The 18,341-nt window shown below is 41.1% G+C and carries 13 protein-coding genes; 9 read left to right on the top strand and 4 right to left on the bottom strand.

Annotated features, from left to right (window positions below):
* Positions 1-53 precede the first annotated feature (53 nt).
* The 4 genes from CXF74_RS02560 to CXF74_RS02540 form a co-directional block, all read right to left on the bottom strand.
* A complete protein-coding gene (locus CXF74_RS02560; protein WP_101080832.1) occupies positions 54-1,787 on the bottom strand; it encodes an alpha-glucosidase in 1,734 nt (577 codons plus the stop codon).
* A gap of 71 nt (positions 1,788-1,858) precedes the next feature.
* Positions 1,859-2,824 (bottom strand): LacI family DNA-binding transcriptional regulator, encoded by a 966-nt coding sequence (locus CXF74_RS02555; RefSeq protein ID WP_101080831.1) that lies wholly within the window; start codon positions 2,822-2,824, stop codon positions 1,859-1,861.
* A 429-nt stretch (positions 2,825-3,253) separates the two neighbouring features.
* Positions 3,254-5,677 (bottom strand): beta-N-acetylhexosaminidase, encoded by a 2,424-nt coding sequence (locus CXF74_RS02545; RefSeq protein WP_101080829.1) that lies wholly within the window; start codon positions 5,675-5,677, stop codon positions 3,254-3,256.
* A gap of 94 nt (positions 5,678-5,771) precedes the next feature.
* Entirely contained in the window at positions 5,772-7,010 is a 1,239-nt protein-coding gene (locus CXF74_RS02540; protein WP_101080828.1) for an amino acid deaminase, read from the bottom strand.
* A gap of 474 nt (positions 7,011-7,484) precedes the next feature.
* Between CXF74_RS02540 and CXF74_RS02530 the strand changes: the two genes are divergently transcribed.
* From CXF74_RS02530 to CXF74_RS02490, 9 genes are all read left to right on the top strand, one after another.
* A complete protein-coding gene (locus tag CXF74_RS02530) occupies positions 7,485-8,351 on the top strand; it encodes a MurR/RpiR family transcriptional regulator (RefSeq protein ID WP_101080827.1) in 867 nt (288 codons plus the stop codon).
* 59 nt (positions 8,352-8,410) lie between these two features.
* The gene (locus CXF74_RS02525) at positions 8,411-9,874 is read left to right on the top strand and encodes an N-acyl-D-amino-acid deacylase family protein (RefSeq protein ID WP_101080826.1); all 1,464 of its coding nucleotides are present in this window, start codon (positions 8,411-8,413) and stop codon (positions 9,872-9,874) included.
* Positions 9,875-10,340: 466 nt separating this feature from the next.
* A complete protein-coding gene (locus tag CXF74_RS02520) occupies positions 10,341-10,727 on the top strand; it encodes a RidA family protein (RefSeq protein WP_101080825.1) in 387 nt (128 codons plus the stop codon).
* A gap of 450 nt (positions 10,728-11,177) precedes the next feature.
* Complete coding sequence (locus CXF74_RS02515; protein WP_101080824.1) at positions 11,178-12,677, top strand: sodium:solute symporter family protein; 1,500 nt, start codon at positions 11,178-11,180, stop codon at positions 12,675-12,677.
* An 82-nt stretch (positions 12,678-12,759) separates the two neighbouring features.
* On the top strand, positions 12,760-13,668 hold the full coding sequence (locus CXF74_RS02510; RefSeq protein ID WP_101080823.1) for a sugar kinase: 909 nt from the start codon (positions 12,760-12,762) through the stop codon (positions 13,666-13,668).
* A 27-nt stretch (positions 13,669-13,695) separates the two neighbouring features.
* On the top strand, positions 13,696-14,328 hold the full coding sequence (locus tag CXF74_RS02505) for a bifunctional 4-hydroxy-2-oxoglutarate aldolase/2-dehydro-3-deoxy-phosphogluconate aldolase (RefSeq protein ID WP_101080822.1): 633 nt from the start codon (positions 13,696-13,698) through the stop codon (positions 14,326-14,328).
* Between the two features lie 510 nt (positions 14,329-14,838).
* A complete protein-coding gene (locus tag CXF74_RS02500; protein ID WP_101080821.1) occupies positions 14,839-15,708 on the top strand; it encodes an MIP/aquaporin family protein in 870 nt (289 codons plus the stop codon).
* 64 nt (positions 15,709-15,772) lie between these two features.
* Complete coding sequence (gene glpK / locus CXF74_RS02495) at positions 15,773-17,296, top strand: glycerol kinase GlpK (RefSeq protein WP_101080820.1); 1,524 nt, start codon at positions 15,773-15,775, stop codon at positions 17,294-17,296.
* 252 nt (positions 17,297-17,548) lie between these two features.
* Positions 17,549-18,322 carry a DeoR/GlpR family transcriptional regulator gene (locus tag CXF74_RS02490; RefSeq protein ID WP_101080819.1) on the top strand — a complete coding sequence of 258 codons (774 nt, stop codon included), beginning with the start codon at positions 17,549-17,551 and terminating at the stop codon, positions 18,320-18,322.
* Positions 18,323-18,341: the final 19 nt, after the last annotated feature.

Here is an 18,341-nt window from a genome sequence, read left to right as displayed (position 1 = left end):
TTCCTTGGTTGAAATGCAGGTTAACGTCATCAACGCCCTGCCATAAATATAATTTAATGTTTTCTTACAAATATATACGCGGCATAAGCGGGGGCTATTTGCGTAGTTATAAAATCTGACCGACTGTGTTCATTATTGAGAGTTTGGTTATCAAGCATTAACGCCCCTAACTGTGCACTGTCGATATTAACGATGCTCTCTTGTGCATTTAAATTGGTAATAATGGTCCATGTCATATCTTGAGCAATGCGTTGATAAGCATAGATATTAGGATCGTCAGGCAGGATCAATTGATAACGACCAACCACCAAACTTTCATTTGATTTACGTAGAGCAATCAACTGCTTATAAAAATTCAAAATCGAGTTTGGATCTTGCTGTTGTTGTTCAACATTGATATCGGTGTAATTGGGATTCACAGCAAACCAAGGCGACACCTCAGAAAAACCAGCAAAATCCTGGTCATTCCATTGCATTGGTAAACGACTATGATCACGGGATACTTGATTTAACAACGCCAAGATATTTTCGTCGCTTTGTCCTTGTTGCTGTAACTTTTGAATTAAATTTCTAGCAGAGACATCATTAAAGTCGTTAAGAGAAGTAAACTGACGATTTACCATGCCGATCTCTTGGCCCTGATAAATAAAAGGGGTGCCTTTCATCAAAAAATAACAACTTGCTAAAGCGGTAGCACTGCCATACCAATAATCAGGATGAGCAAAGGTATCAATACTACGGGCTTGATCGTGATTCTCTAAATAAAGTGCGTTCCAGCCTTTGCCTTCTAATGCATCTTGCCAACGCGATAAAATTTGTTTAAATCCCACTAAATCAAAACGCTCGCGACTTTGTTCTTCCGACCATAATTTCATGTGTTCAAACTGAAAAATCATATTAAAAACACCGCCTTGCTCATGTTCGTTGGCTTCGGCAACCCAAGTTAATGCGTTTTCTGCTTCGACCCCATTTGCCTCACCAACGGTAACAATATCAAAGGGTGCAAACGCTTGATCTCTTAGCTCATAGAGAGGCTTATCAATACCTTCAACATTCATGTGATAGTCAAATGAAGAAACATAATTTTCACCCTTTGGATTGGGTAAAGAAGGTAAACCTGCTTGTTTCTGAATATGGCTAATAGCATCCACACGGAAACCATCAATACCACGAGCCAACCACCAATGAATCATGTTAAACAATGCTTGTTTAACTTCAGGGTTTTCCCAATTAAGATCGGGCTGCTTTTTAGAAAATAGGTGCAGGTAATATTGCGCAGTTTTGGCATCATATTCCCATGCACTACCATGAAAAATACTTTCCCAGTTGTTTGGATCGCGAGTCGGCTTTTCAGCTGTAGGCTCACAACCATCACGCCAAATATACCAATCACGTTTAGGACTATCTTTACTTTGACGAGACTCAATGAACCATGGATGCTCATCGCTAGTGTGGTTGATCACTAAATCCATAATAATACGAATGCCACGATCATGAGCGGCACTGATTAATCGGTCGACATCCTCAAGGGTGCCAAAGTCAGGATGAATTGCTTGATAGTCACTAATATCGTAACCGTTATCATCATTCGGTGATTCATAAAATGGACAAATCCATAATAAATCAATACCCAAATCAGCAAAGTAATCCAGCTTGGCAATGATCCCCTCAATATCACCAATACCATCTTGGTTTGTATCATAAAAACTACGGGGATAAATTTGGTAGGCAGTCGCTTTTTTCCACCACGCAAGTGGCTTTAAGTGCATATTATTGGCGTGTTCCATCTCTTCAATCTCACCATGCGTTATCGTTAACACATATAGTGAGATTGAATTAAATTAGATGCAATACGTTTTCAAATAAACTGTGAGCTTTCTCTGATTTTTATATCGAATTGGCCTTCAGCTGAACTGAAATCACGCTTAATCAATTTTTTAACGGCCTGGTAGCCCACTTGATAATAATTAAAAGCAACGGTACTAAGACTTGGTACTAATAAATCACTGTAGTCATAATCCCCTATGCCTACAATCCATAGGTTATGACCAATTTTTAATTGCTGTTCTTTGGCGCGGCGATATAGACGAATGGCAATATTATCGGTGGCACAAAAATAGACATTATTGGGCTGTAATTGAATTTCTTGGTAGCCGATTTTTTGCTCCGAATCAGCCAATGCTTGCAACGAAAAATTCAGCTCTGGTATCGTGTCAGTAATGGTTTCTTGCATCAATTTAGTACGGCTTGATAGCATGCGTTCATCATAAATATAATGTATGGCTTCGAGCGGTGCCTGCTGCTGTTTTAACTGAGTGATGGTTTGTGAGACTAACGCTTTAATCGCGGCTTGTTCAGGGTAATATAAACAGCAATGATGGGGGGTGTTTTTACCAATAAATAGCACATTATCTAAGGTTTGATAAAAAGGCTCTTCGACACTGTGCTTTGAAGCAATAATGATAGTGCCCAATGCATTTAAGCCATTAAACTCCCTCACGGCTTGGCATTCTGACTCATGGCTAAACCCTGTAGCATGAAACAGCATTCGGACTTGTGATTCATTAGCGGCAGCCAGTGCCCCTTTAATCACTAAACTCGTTGTATAGGATTCAATCCGAGGGGCAACGAAACCAATAATATTAGATTGGCTACGAATTGAGCGAGCAAATATATTGGGGGTATAATGACTTTCTTTGACGATAGCATCAATGTTAAGGCGGTTCTCAGCCGAGACATAACCATCATTAAAGTAACGTGACACGGTCATTGTTGATATCCCAAGTCGTTTTGAAATCTCCGCCATGGTCATTTTTTTACCCATCACATTTTCTCCATCAATAATATATTATTGCCATATTATCCAATATTTTTCCTGACAACACAGCAAATAAAAATACTATCTGATCATATACCCACGTTACTTAGACTTAAAAAACAAGTGCATAACTCGGATAGGTAGAAAACGCGATTAACTGAACATATGAGAGCTATTTATATAAATGAAGAAAAACAGGCTAATGTTCCTCGGAAGTGGAACTTCAGTCCTGCAGGGTTTGTCGATGCTGCAACAGAGGCAAGCCTAAAGGCTCACTTCCAAGGCCACGTTGGTAACGCGTTATTGGGAAGTGGGACTTCAGTCCTGCAGGGTTTATGGTGTTAGCAACAGATGCATAAATAAATCAAAACAAAAAAAGCCAATCATTGCTGATTGGCTTTTTTATTCATCTAACAAACTGATACAAGTTAATTATTAATAAGCTGCATTAAGTAACTTCTCAACAGGGTAAGCGGCACGAACGACTAGCTCGTCTTGGAATTGTTGTGCGGCAAAGATAATCTGTTTTGCTTGTTTTACTTTAGCTGCTGGGTAAGTTTTGCCTGACTCAATATAATCAATCAGTTCTAAGCCTAATTTAGCTATTTTATCTGTTGATTCAACGACAGGTTTTATCTCAGTTAACAGGTAGTTCGCATCAACCAGTTTGAGCGCTGCAGGGGTATTATCTACCCACAGTTTAAACATCGTTTGCATCTCTACTTTTGCTTCGGTATTCGACTTATCTTCCGTCCACGTATCAACTAAAAGTTTTAATCTGCGTGCTTGGTTACTTTCCACAGGTAATGCATCTGCAAAACGATTTAAAGGTTCGAATTTATGGTAATTACCGGCTGCTGATTTTTCATGATGACGATGATAATACTGTGCTTGTTCAACCGCTTGCGCTAATACCTGTAACGGGCGAACATCTTGGCCATTACTTAAACGTAAGAAACCTTTATGCTCTTGCCATTGTTGTTGCAAGCCAACAGATACCGTTGACCAGTTATCCATCGCGTCTAAACGTTTATACATACTGGTTTCATCGGTGAGGCTGACATCAGACCATAAACGTTCAGCAATCGCATACGAGCGAGGCCATAAACGTAAATCGACTAAATCATCTTTAATGTTCTCTGCCCATAATGTTATTTCACCGCCTAAAATACGATCCGCTTGCTCGCTCGGCACACTATTAGGTTTGCGATTATCAGGAATTGCAGTGCCTTTTTGTGCCGATGAAGCAATCTTTTCACCCGTCATCACATACTGGCCATTACCGGCACGTGTATAACCTGTTAATTTATTGCCTTGGGTTTCAAAGCGAGGGCTGGTATGACCCATCCAAGTATCTAACCAAAAACTAGTGACCCCTTTCTCAAGCTGAATATCTTGAACACCACGGCGTGCTTTACCTTTAAAGTCGATAAAACCACGTTGCACACCTTTTACATCAGTGATTAGCGTAAAACTACCTTGCACGTTGCTACCACGTTTTCTTGGCATATCGAACGACCATGTTTCAAAGGTCTCGCCTTTATGCAGTTGATCATCAACCGTTAAAGGTTGTGGCAAAATTTCATTACGGTAATGGAAGCTCGTATCCATGGGTTGATCAACGTAAAAACCCGTTGATAAAATACCTTGGAAACCATCTTTAACGGCATCACCTAAAGCGTCTTGTCCCTGCCATGATTGAATAACAATACTCTTGGGTAAATCAGGGTGATAAACCTCATCCCAACCGATCATTTTACGGTCATGTTTCGCTAAAATAGTTTCTACTTTTTGATTAAAGAAAGCATGTAACGCTTTATCATCCGCTAAGCTATTTTTCTCCATGTACTGTTTTATTTTTTTACTTTCATTCCATTGTGTTGGGTCAACCTCATCGCCGCCAATATGTAAGTATTCATCGGGGAATAAAGCGGCCATCTCTGCCACCACTTTATCCACAAAGGTATAAACATCTGCATTGCTTGGGTCTAATAAAGGTTTATGCACTCCCCAATTAATCTCTTCTTGATACGGTCCCGGTGCAGACATTAACTCAGGGTAAGCTACTGCAATCGCTGAGGCATGACCTGGTACATCGATTTCTGGAATAACACGAATACCTAAATTAGTAGCGTAAGCGACCACCTCTTTAATCTCTTCTTGGCTATAAAACTTTCCATCACTCGCCACATCCGTAAGTTTCGGGTAGCTTTTGACTTCCACACGCCATGCTTGGTCATCGGTTAAATGCCAATGGAACACATTTAATTTAGCCGAAGCAATACCATCTAACTGGCGTTTAATGGTGTCGATTTCGACCCAGTGACGCGCCGTATCTAACAACACTCCACGCCATTTAAAACGGGGTTCATCTTTAATGGTCAGTGCAGGAATGCTGGCGCCCTGATTATCATTCGTCACTAATTGTAATAACGTTTCGATAGCATGAATCGCGCCGTAAGGAGAGTTAGCGGTAATCATTGCTTGCTGATTTTTGACAATTAACGAATAAGATTCGTCTTCTTTGACTTGTGGATAAGTACTTGCAGGCCCCTCTTTGACATTAATAATCAGTGATGCTGTTTTGCTATCGCGCGTCATCGGTTGTTTCAGGAATAATCCCGTTTGTAATTCGATACGTTCCGCTAATCGCTGCGCCGTTGCTTGTAAACGTGGCGATTGGAATCCCGTTAATGCGATGGAAAAGTTTGCATCAACCTTTAGCACTCCTTGGTTTAATACCACCTCTTGTGGATAAGGCATTAAATTTAAATCGGTATTCGGTGCTGCCGCAAAAGCGCCTAGCGAAGCGAAACCCGACAGGCTAAGAGTAAGTAGAGCTAAAGGTTTGATTTTCATGTTTATACCTTAATAAAGTAAAAAGAAAAAATGCCTTCCTTGGCAAGCCTTACAAAGTAAGACCATCACGCATGTTGTGGGTGAAAACAACCCGCTAGAAATAAGTTTGTAAAATATCTGTGACTTGGTAGTTATCATCGAGTACGGCGATGTTTTTCCATTTATCGAAGGTTAAACAAGGGTGAGAAGTAGAAAAGGCAATCATGTCACCGACTTTGATATCGGCATTTTCTGGATAGGATAAATAAGCGTGCTGATCCATGATATCCGTCACCAGCCAACTTTTATCCACAGCCGTTGGAGCAGATTGCCCCGGGCGGAAAAATAACGCAGGAGTTGGCAGACCCGCATCAAAAGCGGCATCACGTTTACCCATGCCGATAATGGCTTTTCCCGATTCTGGAATTGATTGCACATAAGCCCACACTTCTAGTGCCGACTGTAAGTCACCCGTTGATTCACAGGCCACTTGGTTACGTTCATTAACCGCATTTTGTGCCTCTAAATAAATACCCGTATCGTGGATTAAATAACAACCCGGACGAATAACAGGAATAATTGAGGACGCTAATTTTGCTTCGTTAAAGGTTTCTGCCACCACATCGTACCAAGCACTGCCCGCGCCCGTTAAAATTACCGGCTCATCTGCAAATGCGTTGACCGCTAATAAAGCATCTAGGGTATTAATAACACCAGTTAAAAAATCACGAATCAGTTGTTCTGCATTATCGCCATGAATAACCCCTTCATAAACTTCAATACCGCTTAATTGAATACAGTTATGTAATGCAATTTCATTAACCACGGCATCTATCTGCTGTTGATCGCGACAACCACAACGACCGCCAGGTACGCCAATTTCTAATAATACGTTGAGCGTAATGCCTGTTGTCGCAAAGAAACGGGCCAACTGTTGCACATTTTCAACACTGTCTACTAAACAATAAAAGGTAAAATCGCCTTTTAATAACAAAGCAGCAATCGCACGCATATTTTGTTTACCAACCAATTGGTTAGCCATCATGATACGTCTTAAGCCTTGGTCATAAGCAGCCACAACTTGTGGTGCACTGGCTAACGTAATCGCCCATGCTCCTGCTTCTTGTTGACGCTTAAATAATTCTGGCGCCATGGTGGTTTTACCGTGAGGTGCAAGCTTGACCTGATAATGGTCAGCAAATTTTTGCATCCACTGTAAATTATTATCAATCCGAGATTGGTAAACGACAGCAACCGGTAGGCTGACGTCCTCATTAAGCAAATTCCATTGCGTTAACTGCGGATCAACACCGCCTTTGCAAAATCCAGTTTCGTGATATTTAGTAACAGACATATTTCCACCATTAAGAGGTTAAGACTCGCTTGCATCCAATAATGCATAAGCATTTAAGCAATATCTAGCATCACGAATCAAAATGTAGATTACAATCACACAAAGAAATAGAAGTGTGATAGTTTCAAACATTAAAATAATAACTGTGATCCATATCGAGGATTATTTATAGTGATTACTATAATTTGTACCCGTCATCATTCAAGACGCAAAAATCAGCAAGCCGTGAGGTGAATAGTTTCTAGGCAGGAAGTTGAAGGTCTAACTTGTTCAATCGAAGCTTACTAACAACGAAGATATTTATCTCACGGCTTGCCCTGCGGGTCGCTAGCTTGAACATCATTACTGCGTTGCAACATTTGATAAGGGCTAGCCATTGTCATCATGTTGCGCCTTGTCCTGATACCCAAGCTAGTGACTGATAAATGCATTTTGAGTGATAACGGGTACTTTACCAAATTTAGGGAGCTTAGCGTGGATAACGATTTAGACATTGTGGCAGTGATTAATGAAGGTTTTAGCCAATTAAGAGATGCCGAAAAAAAAGTCGCACAGCTTATATTAAGTGATCTTAACTTTGCAGCGAATGCCAGCATTAGTGAACTATCTCAAGCAGCAGAGGTGAGTGAAGCGAGCATTACGCGCTTTGCAAAAGCTGTGTTATGTAAAAATGTACGTGAACTTAAATTACGTATTGCACAATCTTTAGTGATTGGAAAACGTTTTTCTCAGGATGTTAATACCGAGCCTACGGGCATTTCAGGTATTTATGACGGCATAAAATCCGCACTCGAACATAACTGCCATTTAATTACTCAAAAAATAGTAGATAGCGCGATTGAGAAACTCAGTGGCGCGCGCCAAATTTTAGTATTTGGTGTGGGTGGTGGGTCAACGATGTTAGCGCAAGAGATGCAATATCGTTTATTCCGTTTAGGTTATGCAACGACCGCTTATAGCGACCCGATGTTAATGCGCATGGCAGCGGCAACGATGGACAGCAACGATGCATTAATTTGTTTATCAATGGGCGGTTATTCTCCCGATGTATTAGAAGCGGCTGAAATTGCAGGTTTGCACCACTCAAACACAGTGGTCATTACTAAAGCAGGTACACCGCTGGCGAACATTGCCGATGTATTAATTCCGATGGAACCGATTGAAACGGATTACATTTTCAAACCAACGGCCTCACGTTACGTGATGATGGCAGCCATTGATGTGTTAGCGACAGAGTTAGCGATTAAACATAAACGTAAATCACGTGAAAAATTAAGACGTTTAAAAATAGATTTAGAAAAACACCGTGGCGGTGTGGATAGACAGCCTTTAGGCGACTGATTTAAAGCAGTAATTATTACCGATAGCCGCAAACATCAATATAAATAAGCAGAGAAACTATGAGCGAACAAAGTTACGATCTAATAATAAAAAATGCGCAACTCATTGATGGTTCAGGCCAAGCCGCTTATAGCGCAGATATCGCGGTTATTGAAGACAAGATTGTGGCGATTAATAACCTCACAACAGCACAAACAAGCCAAGCAACACAGATCATTGATGCAACCGATTTAGTGCTCTCACCCGGTTTTATTGATGTGCATACCCATGATGATACCAATGTCATTCGCACACCAGACATGCTGTGCAAAATCAGCCAAGGTGTTACTAGCGTGATTGTAGGTAACTGTGGCATTAGTGCGAGCCCAGTAACACTCGCCGGCGCGCCACCTGATCCAATGAATTTATTAGGCGCACAAAAAGATTTTATCTACCCAACTTTTGAAGATTATATTAACGCCGTCAAGCAAGCCGAACCGCGCGTTAATGTAGCAGCCTTAATTGGTCATACTGCGCTACGTAACAATCATATGGATGATTTGTTTCGCACAGCCACTGATATTGAAATAGAAAAAATGGCAACGCAGTTAAAAGAAGCGATGTCTCAAGGCGCATTAGGCTTAAGTTCAGGACTTGCCTACGCAAGCGCTAAACAAGCGAACATTGATGAAGTAAAAGCCTTAGTCAAACAGTTAGCCGCATTCCAAGGTATTTATACCACGCATATGCGCACTGAGTTTGATGAAATTTTAGAGGCAATGAACGAAGCCTTTGAAACAGCAGAACATGGCAAAGTGCCACTGATTATTTCCCATTTAAAATGTGCAGGTGCTGGAAATTGGGGCCGTACAACGGAAACATTAGCGTTATTAGAAGAGAAATCTAAAACACAAAAAGTCGCCTGTGATTGTTATCCGTATAGCGCAAGCTCTTCAACTTTAGACTTAAAACAAGTCACTGATGATTTCGATATTTTTATCACTTGGTCTGAAAGCGAGCCACAACAAGCGGGTAAGTTATTAGCTGTTATTGCCAAAGATTGGGGCATTAGTTTACACGATGCAGCCAAACGTCTACAGCCAGCGGGCGCGGTTTACCATGGCTTGCATGCTGATGATGTGAAACGTGTTTTAAAATATAAACGCACGATGGTTGGCTCTGATGGATTACCCAATGACCCTCATCCGCATCCACGTTTATGGGGTACTTTCCCACGTGTATTAGGTTATTACAGCCGTGATGAACAACTTTTTGAGCTACCAGAAGCGGTGCATAAAATGACAGGTTTATCAGCGGGTGAATATCATCTTGCGGGTCGTGGCGAGATAAAAATTGGAAACTTTGCCGATTTAGTGCTTTTCGACCCAAAAACAATTTGTGATAAAGCGACCTTTGAAGACCCAATTAGAAAATCTCACGGCATTGAAAAAGTCTGGGTAAATGGACAACTAAGTTATCAAAAAGGCAACTTAATTGGACAACGACATGGCCGATTCATGCGTAGAGAAGAAGCTACGAGCTAGAGGCTAGAAGCTACAAGCTAGAAGCTAGAAGCTAGAAGCTAGAAGCTAGAAGCTAGAAGCTAGAAGCTAGAAGCTACAAGCTACAAGCTACAAGCTACAAGCTACAAGCTACAAGCTACAAGCTACAAGCTACAAGCTACAAGCTAGAAGCTAGAAGCTAGAAGCTAGAAGCTAGAAGCTAGAAGCTACGAGCTAGAAGCTACGAGCTAGAAGCTACGAGCTAGAAGCTACGAGCTAGAAGCTAGAAGCTAGAAGCTACAAGCTAGAAGCTAGAAGCTACAAGCTAGAAGCTAGAAGCTAGAAGCTAGAAGCTAGAAGCTAGAAGCTACGAGCTAGAAGCTACGAGCTAGAAGCTACGAGCTAGAAGCTACGAGCTAGAAGCTACAAGCTACAAGCTAGAAGCTAGAAGCTAGAAGCTAGAAGCTAATTACTATTAACTATTTATTAAATAAAGTGGAGATAAAAAATGACAATTAAACGTTTTGGCGCAGAAGGCGGTACAGGTACTGGCGGTCAACATTTACCTTTTTCAAGCGCAGTAGAAGCCGGTGGTTTCTTATACGTTTCAGGACAAACACCGATGACAGATGGTGAAGTAGTTGAAGGTGGCATTATTGAGCAGTCACGTTTAGCGATTCAAAACTGTATCGACATCATGACTAATGCAGGTTACGAAGCTAAAGATGTTATCCATGTAAAAGTGGTATTAACCGACTCGCGTTACTTTCAATCGTTTAACAAAGTCTTCAAAGAAGTCTTTGGCGATCATCCACCAGCCCGTATTTGTATGGTTTGTGACTTGGTTGTTGACGTAAAAGTTGAAGTAGACGTTACGTGCTACAAAGCACCATAAGCAGTAACTACTCTGGTCGTTGCCATTCAAACTAATTTCGGCGTTAAAAAGTGCTCATTTAAAATATTAAACTGCGCTTTTTCGCCTTGAACTTAGCCTAAATGGCTTAGCCCAGAGCAGTTACCAAATTATTTAGAAAAACAGGTAATAGATTGATCACCTATTACCTACAAGCTGGCTCCACCCAGCTACCACCAACTAACTATTACTTAAAAGCACAAAGAGGCTTAAAAAAGTAATGACTTGTTGGTTAAGCAGTGAAAACAGGATACGCAAAGTAGGACGGGTAATTAACCGCCACAGGCAGTTAATTTTATAGTGAAGAAATCGCTATAAGTACCTTGCGCAACGGAACTCGCGCACCGATTGTACTGATAAACAGATATTTACAGTACGCATTTAATACCCTAAGAAATCACGGGTAAAAACTTTACGAGAATGGGATCTGCTATGAACAGCACACTCTTTTTAAGCGCCTTTGTTATATACGTTATCTTCCTAATTTGGATAGGTTGGAGAGTCTCACGCAACCAAAAAAGTGGAGAAGATTTTCTACTGGGTGGTCGTGGATTACCCTTATTTTTAACCCTTGGTACCACTGTCGCCACTATGGTAGGCACAGGCTCGTCAATGGGCGCAGTTGGTTTTGGTTATTCTAATGGTTGGGCGGGTGCGTTATACGGCATTGGTGGTGCAATCGGCATCCTATTAACCGCATGGTGGTTTGCACCGATGCGTAAACTTCGTTTCATGACAATGAGTGAAGAACTCTCTTATTATGTTGGCGCTAACCGTTACGTGAAAAACGTCGTGGGTGTGTTAATTTTTGTCGCTAGTATTGGTTGGTTAGGCGCGCACATTCTGGGTGGTGGTATGTACCTCGCTTGGATTGCAGACATCGACCAAAGTACTGCAAAAGTCTTGATCGCACTCGCCTTTGCTATCTATGTTGTTATTGGTGGTTATACCGCTGTTGTATGGACAGATACCATTCAAGCTGTGATTTTATTCTTTGGTTTCATCTTAATGGCTTATTTAGCGGTCGACCAAGTGGGTGGCTTCGCAGCACTTTCTGAAGCGGTTGATGCAAGCAATGGTGGTTTCTTAGGGGTGAATCATTTAGGGGTTATTCCTGCTATCTCATTAGCAACCGTTGTTGGGGTTGGTGTATTGGCTACACCTTCTTTCCGCCAACGTATTTATTCGGGTAAAGATGTCAGCACAGTACGTAAATCATTTGTTATCTCTGGTGGTTTGTATCTGTTCTTCTCATTTATTCCGGCGATTATTGGTATGGCAGCGTTTGCTTTAAACCCTGACTTAGCGAATCAAAACTATGCATTCCCATACTTAGCTATCTCAGTATTACCGCCCGCTTTTGGTATGATTATCTTAATTGCAGGTTTATCAGCAACTATGTCGAGCGCAAGTTCAGACGCGATTGCCGGTGTGACTATCTTATTACGTGATGTGTACATCATGGTCATGGGCACTGTGCCACCAAAAGACCAAATGATTAATTATTCTCGTGCGGCTTTAGTGGTAGTTATTGCACTAGCGTTACTCTTTGCACTAACGTCAAACGATGTTATCAGCTACATCACTAAAATGATCAGTACGGTTATGTCTGGTATGTTTGTATGTGGTGTATTAGGTCGCTTCTGGGGTCGTTATAATTGGCAAGGTGCGATTGCTACATTAATCGGCGCATCGGCTGCTTCATTCTCATTAATCTTCAACGATAGCTGGATGACATATTGGGGTAACCCAGTATTACCATCAGTAGCAACAGCCTTTGCGGTGGGTATGTTCGTGAGTATCATCACACCAAGAAATACAGTCACGCATGAACAAGCGTTATTGATTTTAGATGAAGAACGTTCGGTAATGGAAGGTGGAGATAATTCTCAACCGGTAGCAGAACCAGAAACGGAACAGTTAGCACGATAAATTAACTGTCTGATTCACTTAATCGCTGTTGGCATTGATTACCTCAATCTCAACAGCGATTGTCATAAAGAGAGAAACGAACATGAAAATTGCCTTTTTTGGTGAGTGCATGATTGAATTAAGTGGCTCACCGCTACAACGTGGTTTTGGTGGAGACACACTGAATAGCGCTTTATATTTAGCGCGTTTGAGTCAGCATAATGACTTACAAGTCAGCTACGCAACAGCGATGGGCACTGACGCCTTAAGCCAAACAATAATCAACGCTTGGCAAGATGAACAAATAGATACCGCATTGGTTAGCCAGTTTGAAAATAAACAGCCCGGCTTATATTTGGTTGAAACCGACGCTACAGGCGAGCGTTCATTTTTATATTGGCGCAGTGATAGCGCAGTAAAAGAATACTTTTCACGTGGCATTAGCCCACTGCAAAAGCACTTAGCTGAATTAGATTACATTTATCTTAGTGGTATTAGTTTGGCGGTTTTATCTGAGCAGAGCCAAGCACAGTTATTCGAGTTATTAACCACCTTTAAACAGTCTGGTGGCAAGGTTATTTTTGATAACAACTTCCGCCCACAGTTATGGTCAGCCGAACAAGCAAAACAATGTTATCTAAAAATATTAACCTTAACTGATATCGCGTTATTAACCGAAGACGATGAAATAGCCGTTTTTGCAGATACCCATTATCAAGATATTTTAACCCGTTGTGCTCAACTAGGGGTTAATGAAGTGGTCATTAAACGTGGTTTATTACCCTGTATTATCGCCACTAACGGGTCACAAATAGCAGAAGTCGCCGCCACTAAAGTCAACAACGTCGTTGATACTTGTGCCGCCGGTGACAGTTTTGCAGCGGGTTATTTAAGTAAACGTTTATTAGGCGCTACCGTAGAGCAATCAGCCACAGCAGGCCATTTGTTAGCAAGTACAGTGATTCAATATCCAGGTGCGATTATTGCCCCTGAAAATATGCCAAATTTATAAAAATTCAAAAAAATTAAGGAAAAAACAATGTCTTCACTCTCATTAATTCAACGATTAGCAGAAATTAAAATTATTCCGGTTATTCAAATCGACGATGCAAAATTGGCCGTGCCACTGGCAAAAGCATTAGCAGAAAACGGATTACCAGCAGCCGAAGTGACGTTTAGAACAGCGGCAGCAGCGGAGTCAATTGCACGCATTAAAGATGCTTGTCCTGATATGTTATTAGGCGCGGGCACTATTTTGAACCCACGACAGGTTGATCAAGCTTTTGCAGCCGGCGCAAGCTTTATGGTTTCTCCTGGGTTAAATCCAAATACCGTAAAATACTGCCAAGATAAAGGTATTCCCATTGTGCCGGGTATTAATAACCCAAGCCAAGTGGAGCAAGGTTTAGAGCTAGGTTTAGACTTCTTAAAGTTTTTCCCTGCTGAAGCGTCAGGCGGTATTGCGATGCTGAAATCTTTATTAGCCCCTTATGTCGATTTAAAGCTCATGCCAACCGGTGGCATTAACAGCAATAACGCCCGTGATTATTTAGCACTGGATAGAGTTGTTTGTTGTGGTGGTACCTGGATGGTGGCGCCAAAATTAATTAATGGCCAAAACTGGGATGAGATTGCGCGTCTAACACGTGAAGCGGCTGAATTGGCTAGATAGCTGATACATTACCCCTGAAAATCACCATTAATGGTCATTAACGAAAAAAAATAATAGCGATTAATTCTGTTAATAACAGCGTTAATCGCTTTTTTTTAGTGTTATGGTTAATATTAAAGGCACTATTTAATCAACTTTTTACGCTCACAAAATCCTTATCAAAAAAAAGAAAACCTCATTGAATCCCCCGCACTAGAACCTGTTTAATAACAATTAAAAATCAGATGCTTAGTGTATTTTAATAAAAGTATTTAGCGATTTTTGTTACCTCAATATCCTGCCCTATTGAGGCGGTTTAATTGATAAAAAATCATAATTCCTCCTTTTTTATCTGTAATATCAACACAAATAGACCTTCGAAATAAACCAAAAACACCAAAAAGCTCGAATTAACTCACTTTGCGCTCGAACGCACACTTTAGTCCTTAGCTTGTTGCGCGTTTGTTAATAAAGAGTAAATTCTTTCAACACCAACACATCCAACCAACCTAATCTGAAAAGGAAAATAAGATGGCTCAACAAAAACAACACTCTTTACTCGGGCAATGTATTGCTGAATTTATAGGCACAGGTTTACTCATATTTTTTGGGGTTGGCTGTGTGGCCGCATTGGTTTTAACCGGCGCAGAGTTTGGTCAGTGGGAAATTAGTATTATGTGGGGTATGGGTGTCGCTATCGCGATTTATTGTACCGCGGGTGTCTCCGGTGCACATATCAATCCAGCCGTTACTATCGCACTAGCTGCCTTTCATGGTTTTGAAAAACGTAAAGTATTGCCTTATATCATCTCGCAGTTATTAGGTGCTTTTTGTTCAGCGGCCTTAATTTACGCTTTATATAGCAACCTGTTTACTGACTATGAAATTGCCAACGGTTTCCTACGAAGCAGTGAAGCAGCTCTATCTACAGCCGGGATCTTCTCTACTTATCCACACCCATCATTATCGATGCTTGGTGCTTTCTCTGTTGAGTTTGTTATCACAGCCGTATTAATGTTCGCTATTTTAGCCTTAGGTGATGAAAACAACGGCGCACCACGTGGTGCAATGAACCCTATTTTAATCGGTATTTTAATTGCCGTTATCGGTGGCTCTTTAGGTCCATTGACTGGCTTTGCAATGAATCCAGCTCGTGACTTTGGACCAAAACTATTCGCTTATTTAGCGGGTTGGGACTTTGCACTTAGTGGCGCAAAAGAAATCCCTTACTTTATCGTACCTATTTTAGCTCCTATCTTTGGCGCGTGCTTTGGTGGCTGGGCTTACCCGAAATTAATCGCACCTTATTTACCAAATGCAGGCCACGGTTGCACTATTCCTAACCAGTGTGACGATGGAACAGAAGCAGAAGCACCAGCGCTACAAACAGCGAACTCATAAACACATTAATTAAAAACACATAATATTTACTAATAACGAACTTATTGAAATAAAGGACAACGTAATGACAGATAAAAAATATATTGTTGCACTCGATCAAGGTACAACCAGCTCACGTGCAGTTATTCTTGACCACGATGCAAATATCGTCAGCGTTTCTCAACGTGAGTTCACACAAATTTATCCACAGCCGGGTTGGGTAGAGCATGATCCACTAGAAATTTATGCAACACAAAGTTCTGTATTAACTGAAACGTTAGCAAAAGAAAGCATCGAAAGTGATCAAATCGCAGCCATTGGTATTACCAATCAACGTGAAACCACGATTGTTTGGAACAGAGAAACAGGCAAGCCGGTTTACAACGCAATCGTATGGCAGTGTCGTCGTACAGCGACTATTTGTGAACAGTTAAAACAACAGGAAGGCCTAGAAGAATATATCCGTGAAAATACCGGTCTAGTACTTGACCCTTATTTCTCGGGTACCAAAATCAAGTGGATTTTAGACAACGTTGAAGGCGCACGTGAAGACGCTGAAGCCGGTAAACTAATGTTTGGTACGGTTGATACATGGCTTGTTTGGAAAATGACTCAAGGGCGTGTTCATGTCACTGATTACACCAATGCATCACGTACCATGCTGTTTAATATCAATACATTACAGTGGGATGAGAAACTACTTAACGCCTTTGGTATTCCTCGCTCTATGATGGCTGATGTGAAAAGCTCTTCGGAAGTTTATGGCCAAACGAACATTGGTGGACATGGCGGTACACGTATCCCTATTGCTGGTATTGCGGGTGACCAACAAGCGGCTTTATACGGTCAAATGTGTGTGCATCAAGGACAAGCAAAAAATACCTACGGCACGGGCTGTTTCTTATTAATGAATACTGGCCAAGAGAAAGTAACCTCTAAAAGCGGTTTGTTAACGACGTTAGCTTGTGGACCAAAAGGTGAACCGAGTTATGCATTAGAAGGTGCCGTATTCATGGGTGGTGCTTCTATCCAATGGTTACGTGATGAAATGAAACTACTCGCAGATGCTAAAGATTCTGAATACTTTGCAACAAAAGTAGACTCTTCAAATGGCGTTTACGTTGTGCCTGCATTTACTGGTTTAGGCGCACCTTATTGGGACCCTTATGCACGTGGTACGATTGTTGGTTTAACACGTGGTGTTAATTCAAATCATATTATCCGTGCAACATTAGAGAGTATTGCTTATCAAACACGTGATGTACTTGATGCAATGCAAGTCGACTCTGGCATTAAGCTTTCTGCATTACGTGTAGATGGTGGCGCCGTGGCAAATAACTTCTTAATGCAGTTCCAGTCTGATGTATTAGACACAACAGTTCATCGTCCTGAAGTAACGGAAGTGACAGCGCTAGGTGCGGCTTACCTTGCGGGTATTGCGGTTGGTTTCTGGGATGGCTTAGAAGAGTTATCAGGTAAAGCGACAATTGAGCGTTCATTCGAGCCTAAAGCAGACCCGATTAAACGTAAAAAACGTTATAACGGCTGGAAACGTGCGGTTCACTGTACTCAGGAATGGGCAAAACTTCACAGCGAAGATGATGAATAACACTTAAAGATTAATAGCCTATTAAAATAGGTTATTAACACTTAGCTTCACATACAAAGAGCATCGCCAGATGCTCTTTTTTTTCGTTCAAAACAAACCAACCTATCACCCTGCTTTAAGCCTCAATTTGTTGCAATGCGAAACCAATATAGATCATAACACTCATAAGATGGCTTATTTCATTGCTATTAACGCCCGTCACGGTAAACTTATTTCATTCAATTTAGCCGTAATACAAAGGAGCAGTGTTTCGTGAAGCAAACTACCAGGCACCAAAAGATCATCGATATCGTACAAAAAAATGGTTATGTCAGTACTGAGGACCTTGTTGAACAGTTTCAAGTCAGTCCACAAACCATCCGTCGCGATTTAAATGAACTCGCTAATGAGAACAAAATACGTCGTCATCACGGTGGTGCAACGACTCCTCAAAGCTCTGTAAATACCTCTTATAACACCCGTAAAGTGATGCAATTACACGAGAAAGACAGCATTGCAAAAGCGATAGTGAAATATATTCCTAACGGTGCAACCCTGTTTATTGATATTGGCACCACGCCAGAATCTATTGCCAGAGAGTTAGTCAAAGGTCATAAAGATCTACGTGTTGTGACTAATAATATTAATGCAGCCACTATCTTAATGGGTAATGAAGACTTTAAAGTGATTCTTGCTGGCGGCGAAGTACGCAATAAAGATGGCGGCATTGTTGGCGAAGCGACACTCGACTTTATTAAGCAGTTTCGTTTAGATTTTGGCATTTTAGGTATTAGTGGCATTGATTACGATGGGTCATTACTTGATTTTGATTATCATGAAGTACGCGTTAAAAAAGCGATTATAGAGAATAGTCGTAGTGTTTATCTTGCGGTTGACCATACTAAATTTGGTCGGAATGCGATGGTTAAACTGGGTAATATTGCAGAATTAGATATGTTAATTACTGACCTGCCACCACCTGAAGAGATTGTTGTTTTATTAAAAGAGCACAATATTCCTTTTGAAGTAGCCCCTTCTACAAGCTAAAAATAGTTATCCCATACGC

Source organism: Psychromonas sp. Urea-02u-13, assembly GCF_002835995.1.
In the GTDB taxonomy this organism is placed as follows: Bacteria; Pseudomonadota; Gammaproteobacteria; order Enterobacterales; family Psychromonadaceae; genus Psychromonas.
The sequence above is the reverse complement of the archived record's forward strand: the minus strand, read 5'-3'. Positions and strand labels throughout refer to the sequence as shown.

Excerpts from the sequence above, each read along its gene's own strand:
- CXF74_RS02560 (WP_101080832.1), bottom strand. The coding sequence starts at position 1,787 with ATGGAACACGCCAATAATATGCACTTAAAGCCACTTGCGTGGTGGAAA.
- glpK (WP_101080820.1), top strand. The coding sequence starts at position 15,773 with ATGACAGATAAAAAATATATTGTTGCACTCGATCAAGGTACAACCAGC.
- CXF74_RS02545 (WP_101080829.1), bottom strand. The coding sequence starts at position 5,677 with ATGAAAATCAAACCTTTAGCTCTACTTACTCTTAGCCTGTCGGGTTTC.
- CXF74_RS02505 (WP_101080822.1), top strand. The coding sequence starts at position 13,696 with ATGTCTTCACTCTCATTAATTCAACGATTAGCAGAAATTAAAATTATT.
- CXF74_RS02500 (WP_101080821.1), top strand. The coding sequence starts at position 14,839 with ATGGCTCAACAAAAACAACACTCTTTACTCGGGCAATGTATTGCTGAA.
- CXF74_RS02520 (WP_101080825.1), top strand. The coding sequence starts at position 10,341 with ATGACAATTAAACGTTTTGGCGCAGAAGGCGGTACAGGTACTGGCGGT.
- CXF74_RS02510 (WP_101080823.1), top strand. The coding sequence starts at position 12,760 with ATGAAAATTGCCTTTTTTGGTGAGTGCATGATTGAATTAAGTGGCTCA.
- CXF74_RS02515 (WP_101080824.1), top strand. The coding sequence starts at position 11,178 with ATGAACAGCACACTCTTTTTAAGCGCCTTTGTTATATACGTTATCTTC.
- CXF74_RS02555 (WP_101080831.1), bottom strand. The coding sequence starts at position 2,824 with ATGGGTAAAAAAATGACCATGGCGGAGATTTCAAAACGACTTGGGATA.
- CXF74_RS02525 (WP_101080826.1), top strand. The coding sequence starts at position 8,411 with ATGAGCGAACAAAGTTACGATCTAATAATAAAAAATGCGCAACTCATT.
- CXF74_RS02540 (WP_101080828.1), bottom strand. The coding sequence starts at position 7,010 with ATGTCTGTTACTAAATATCACGAAACTGGATTTTGCAAAGGCGGTGTT.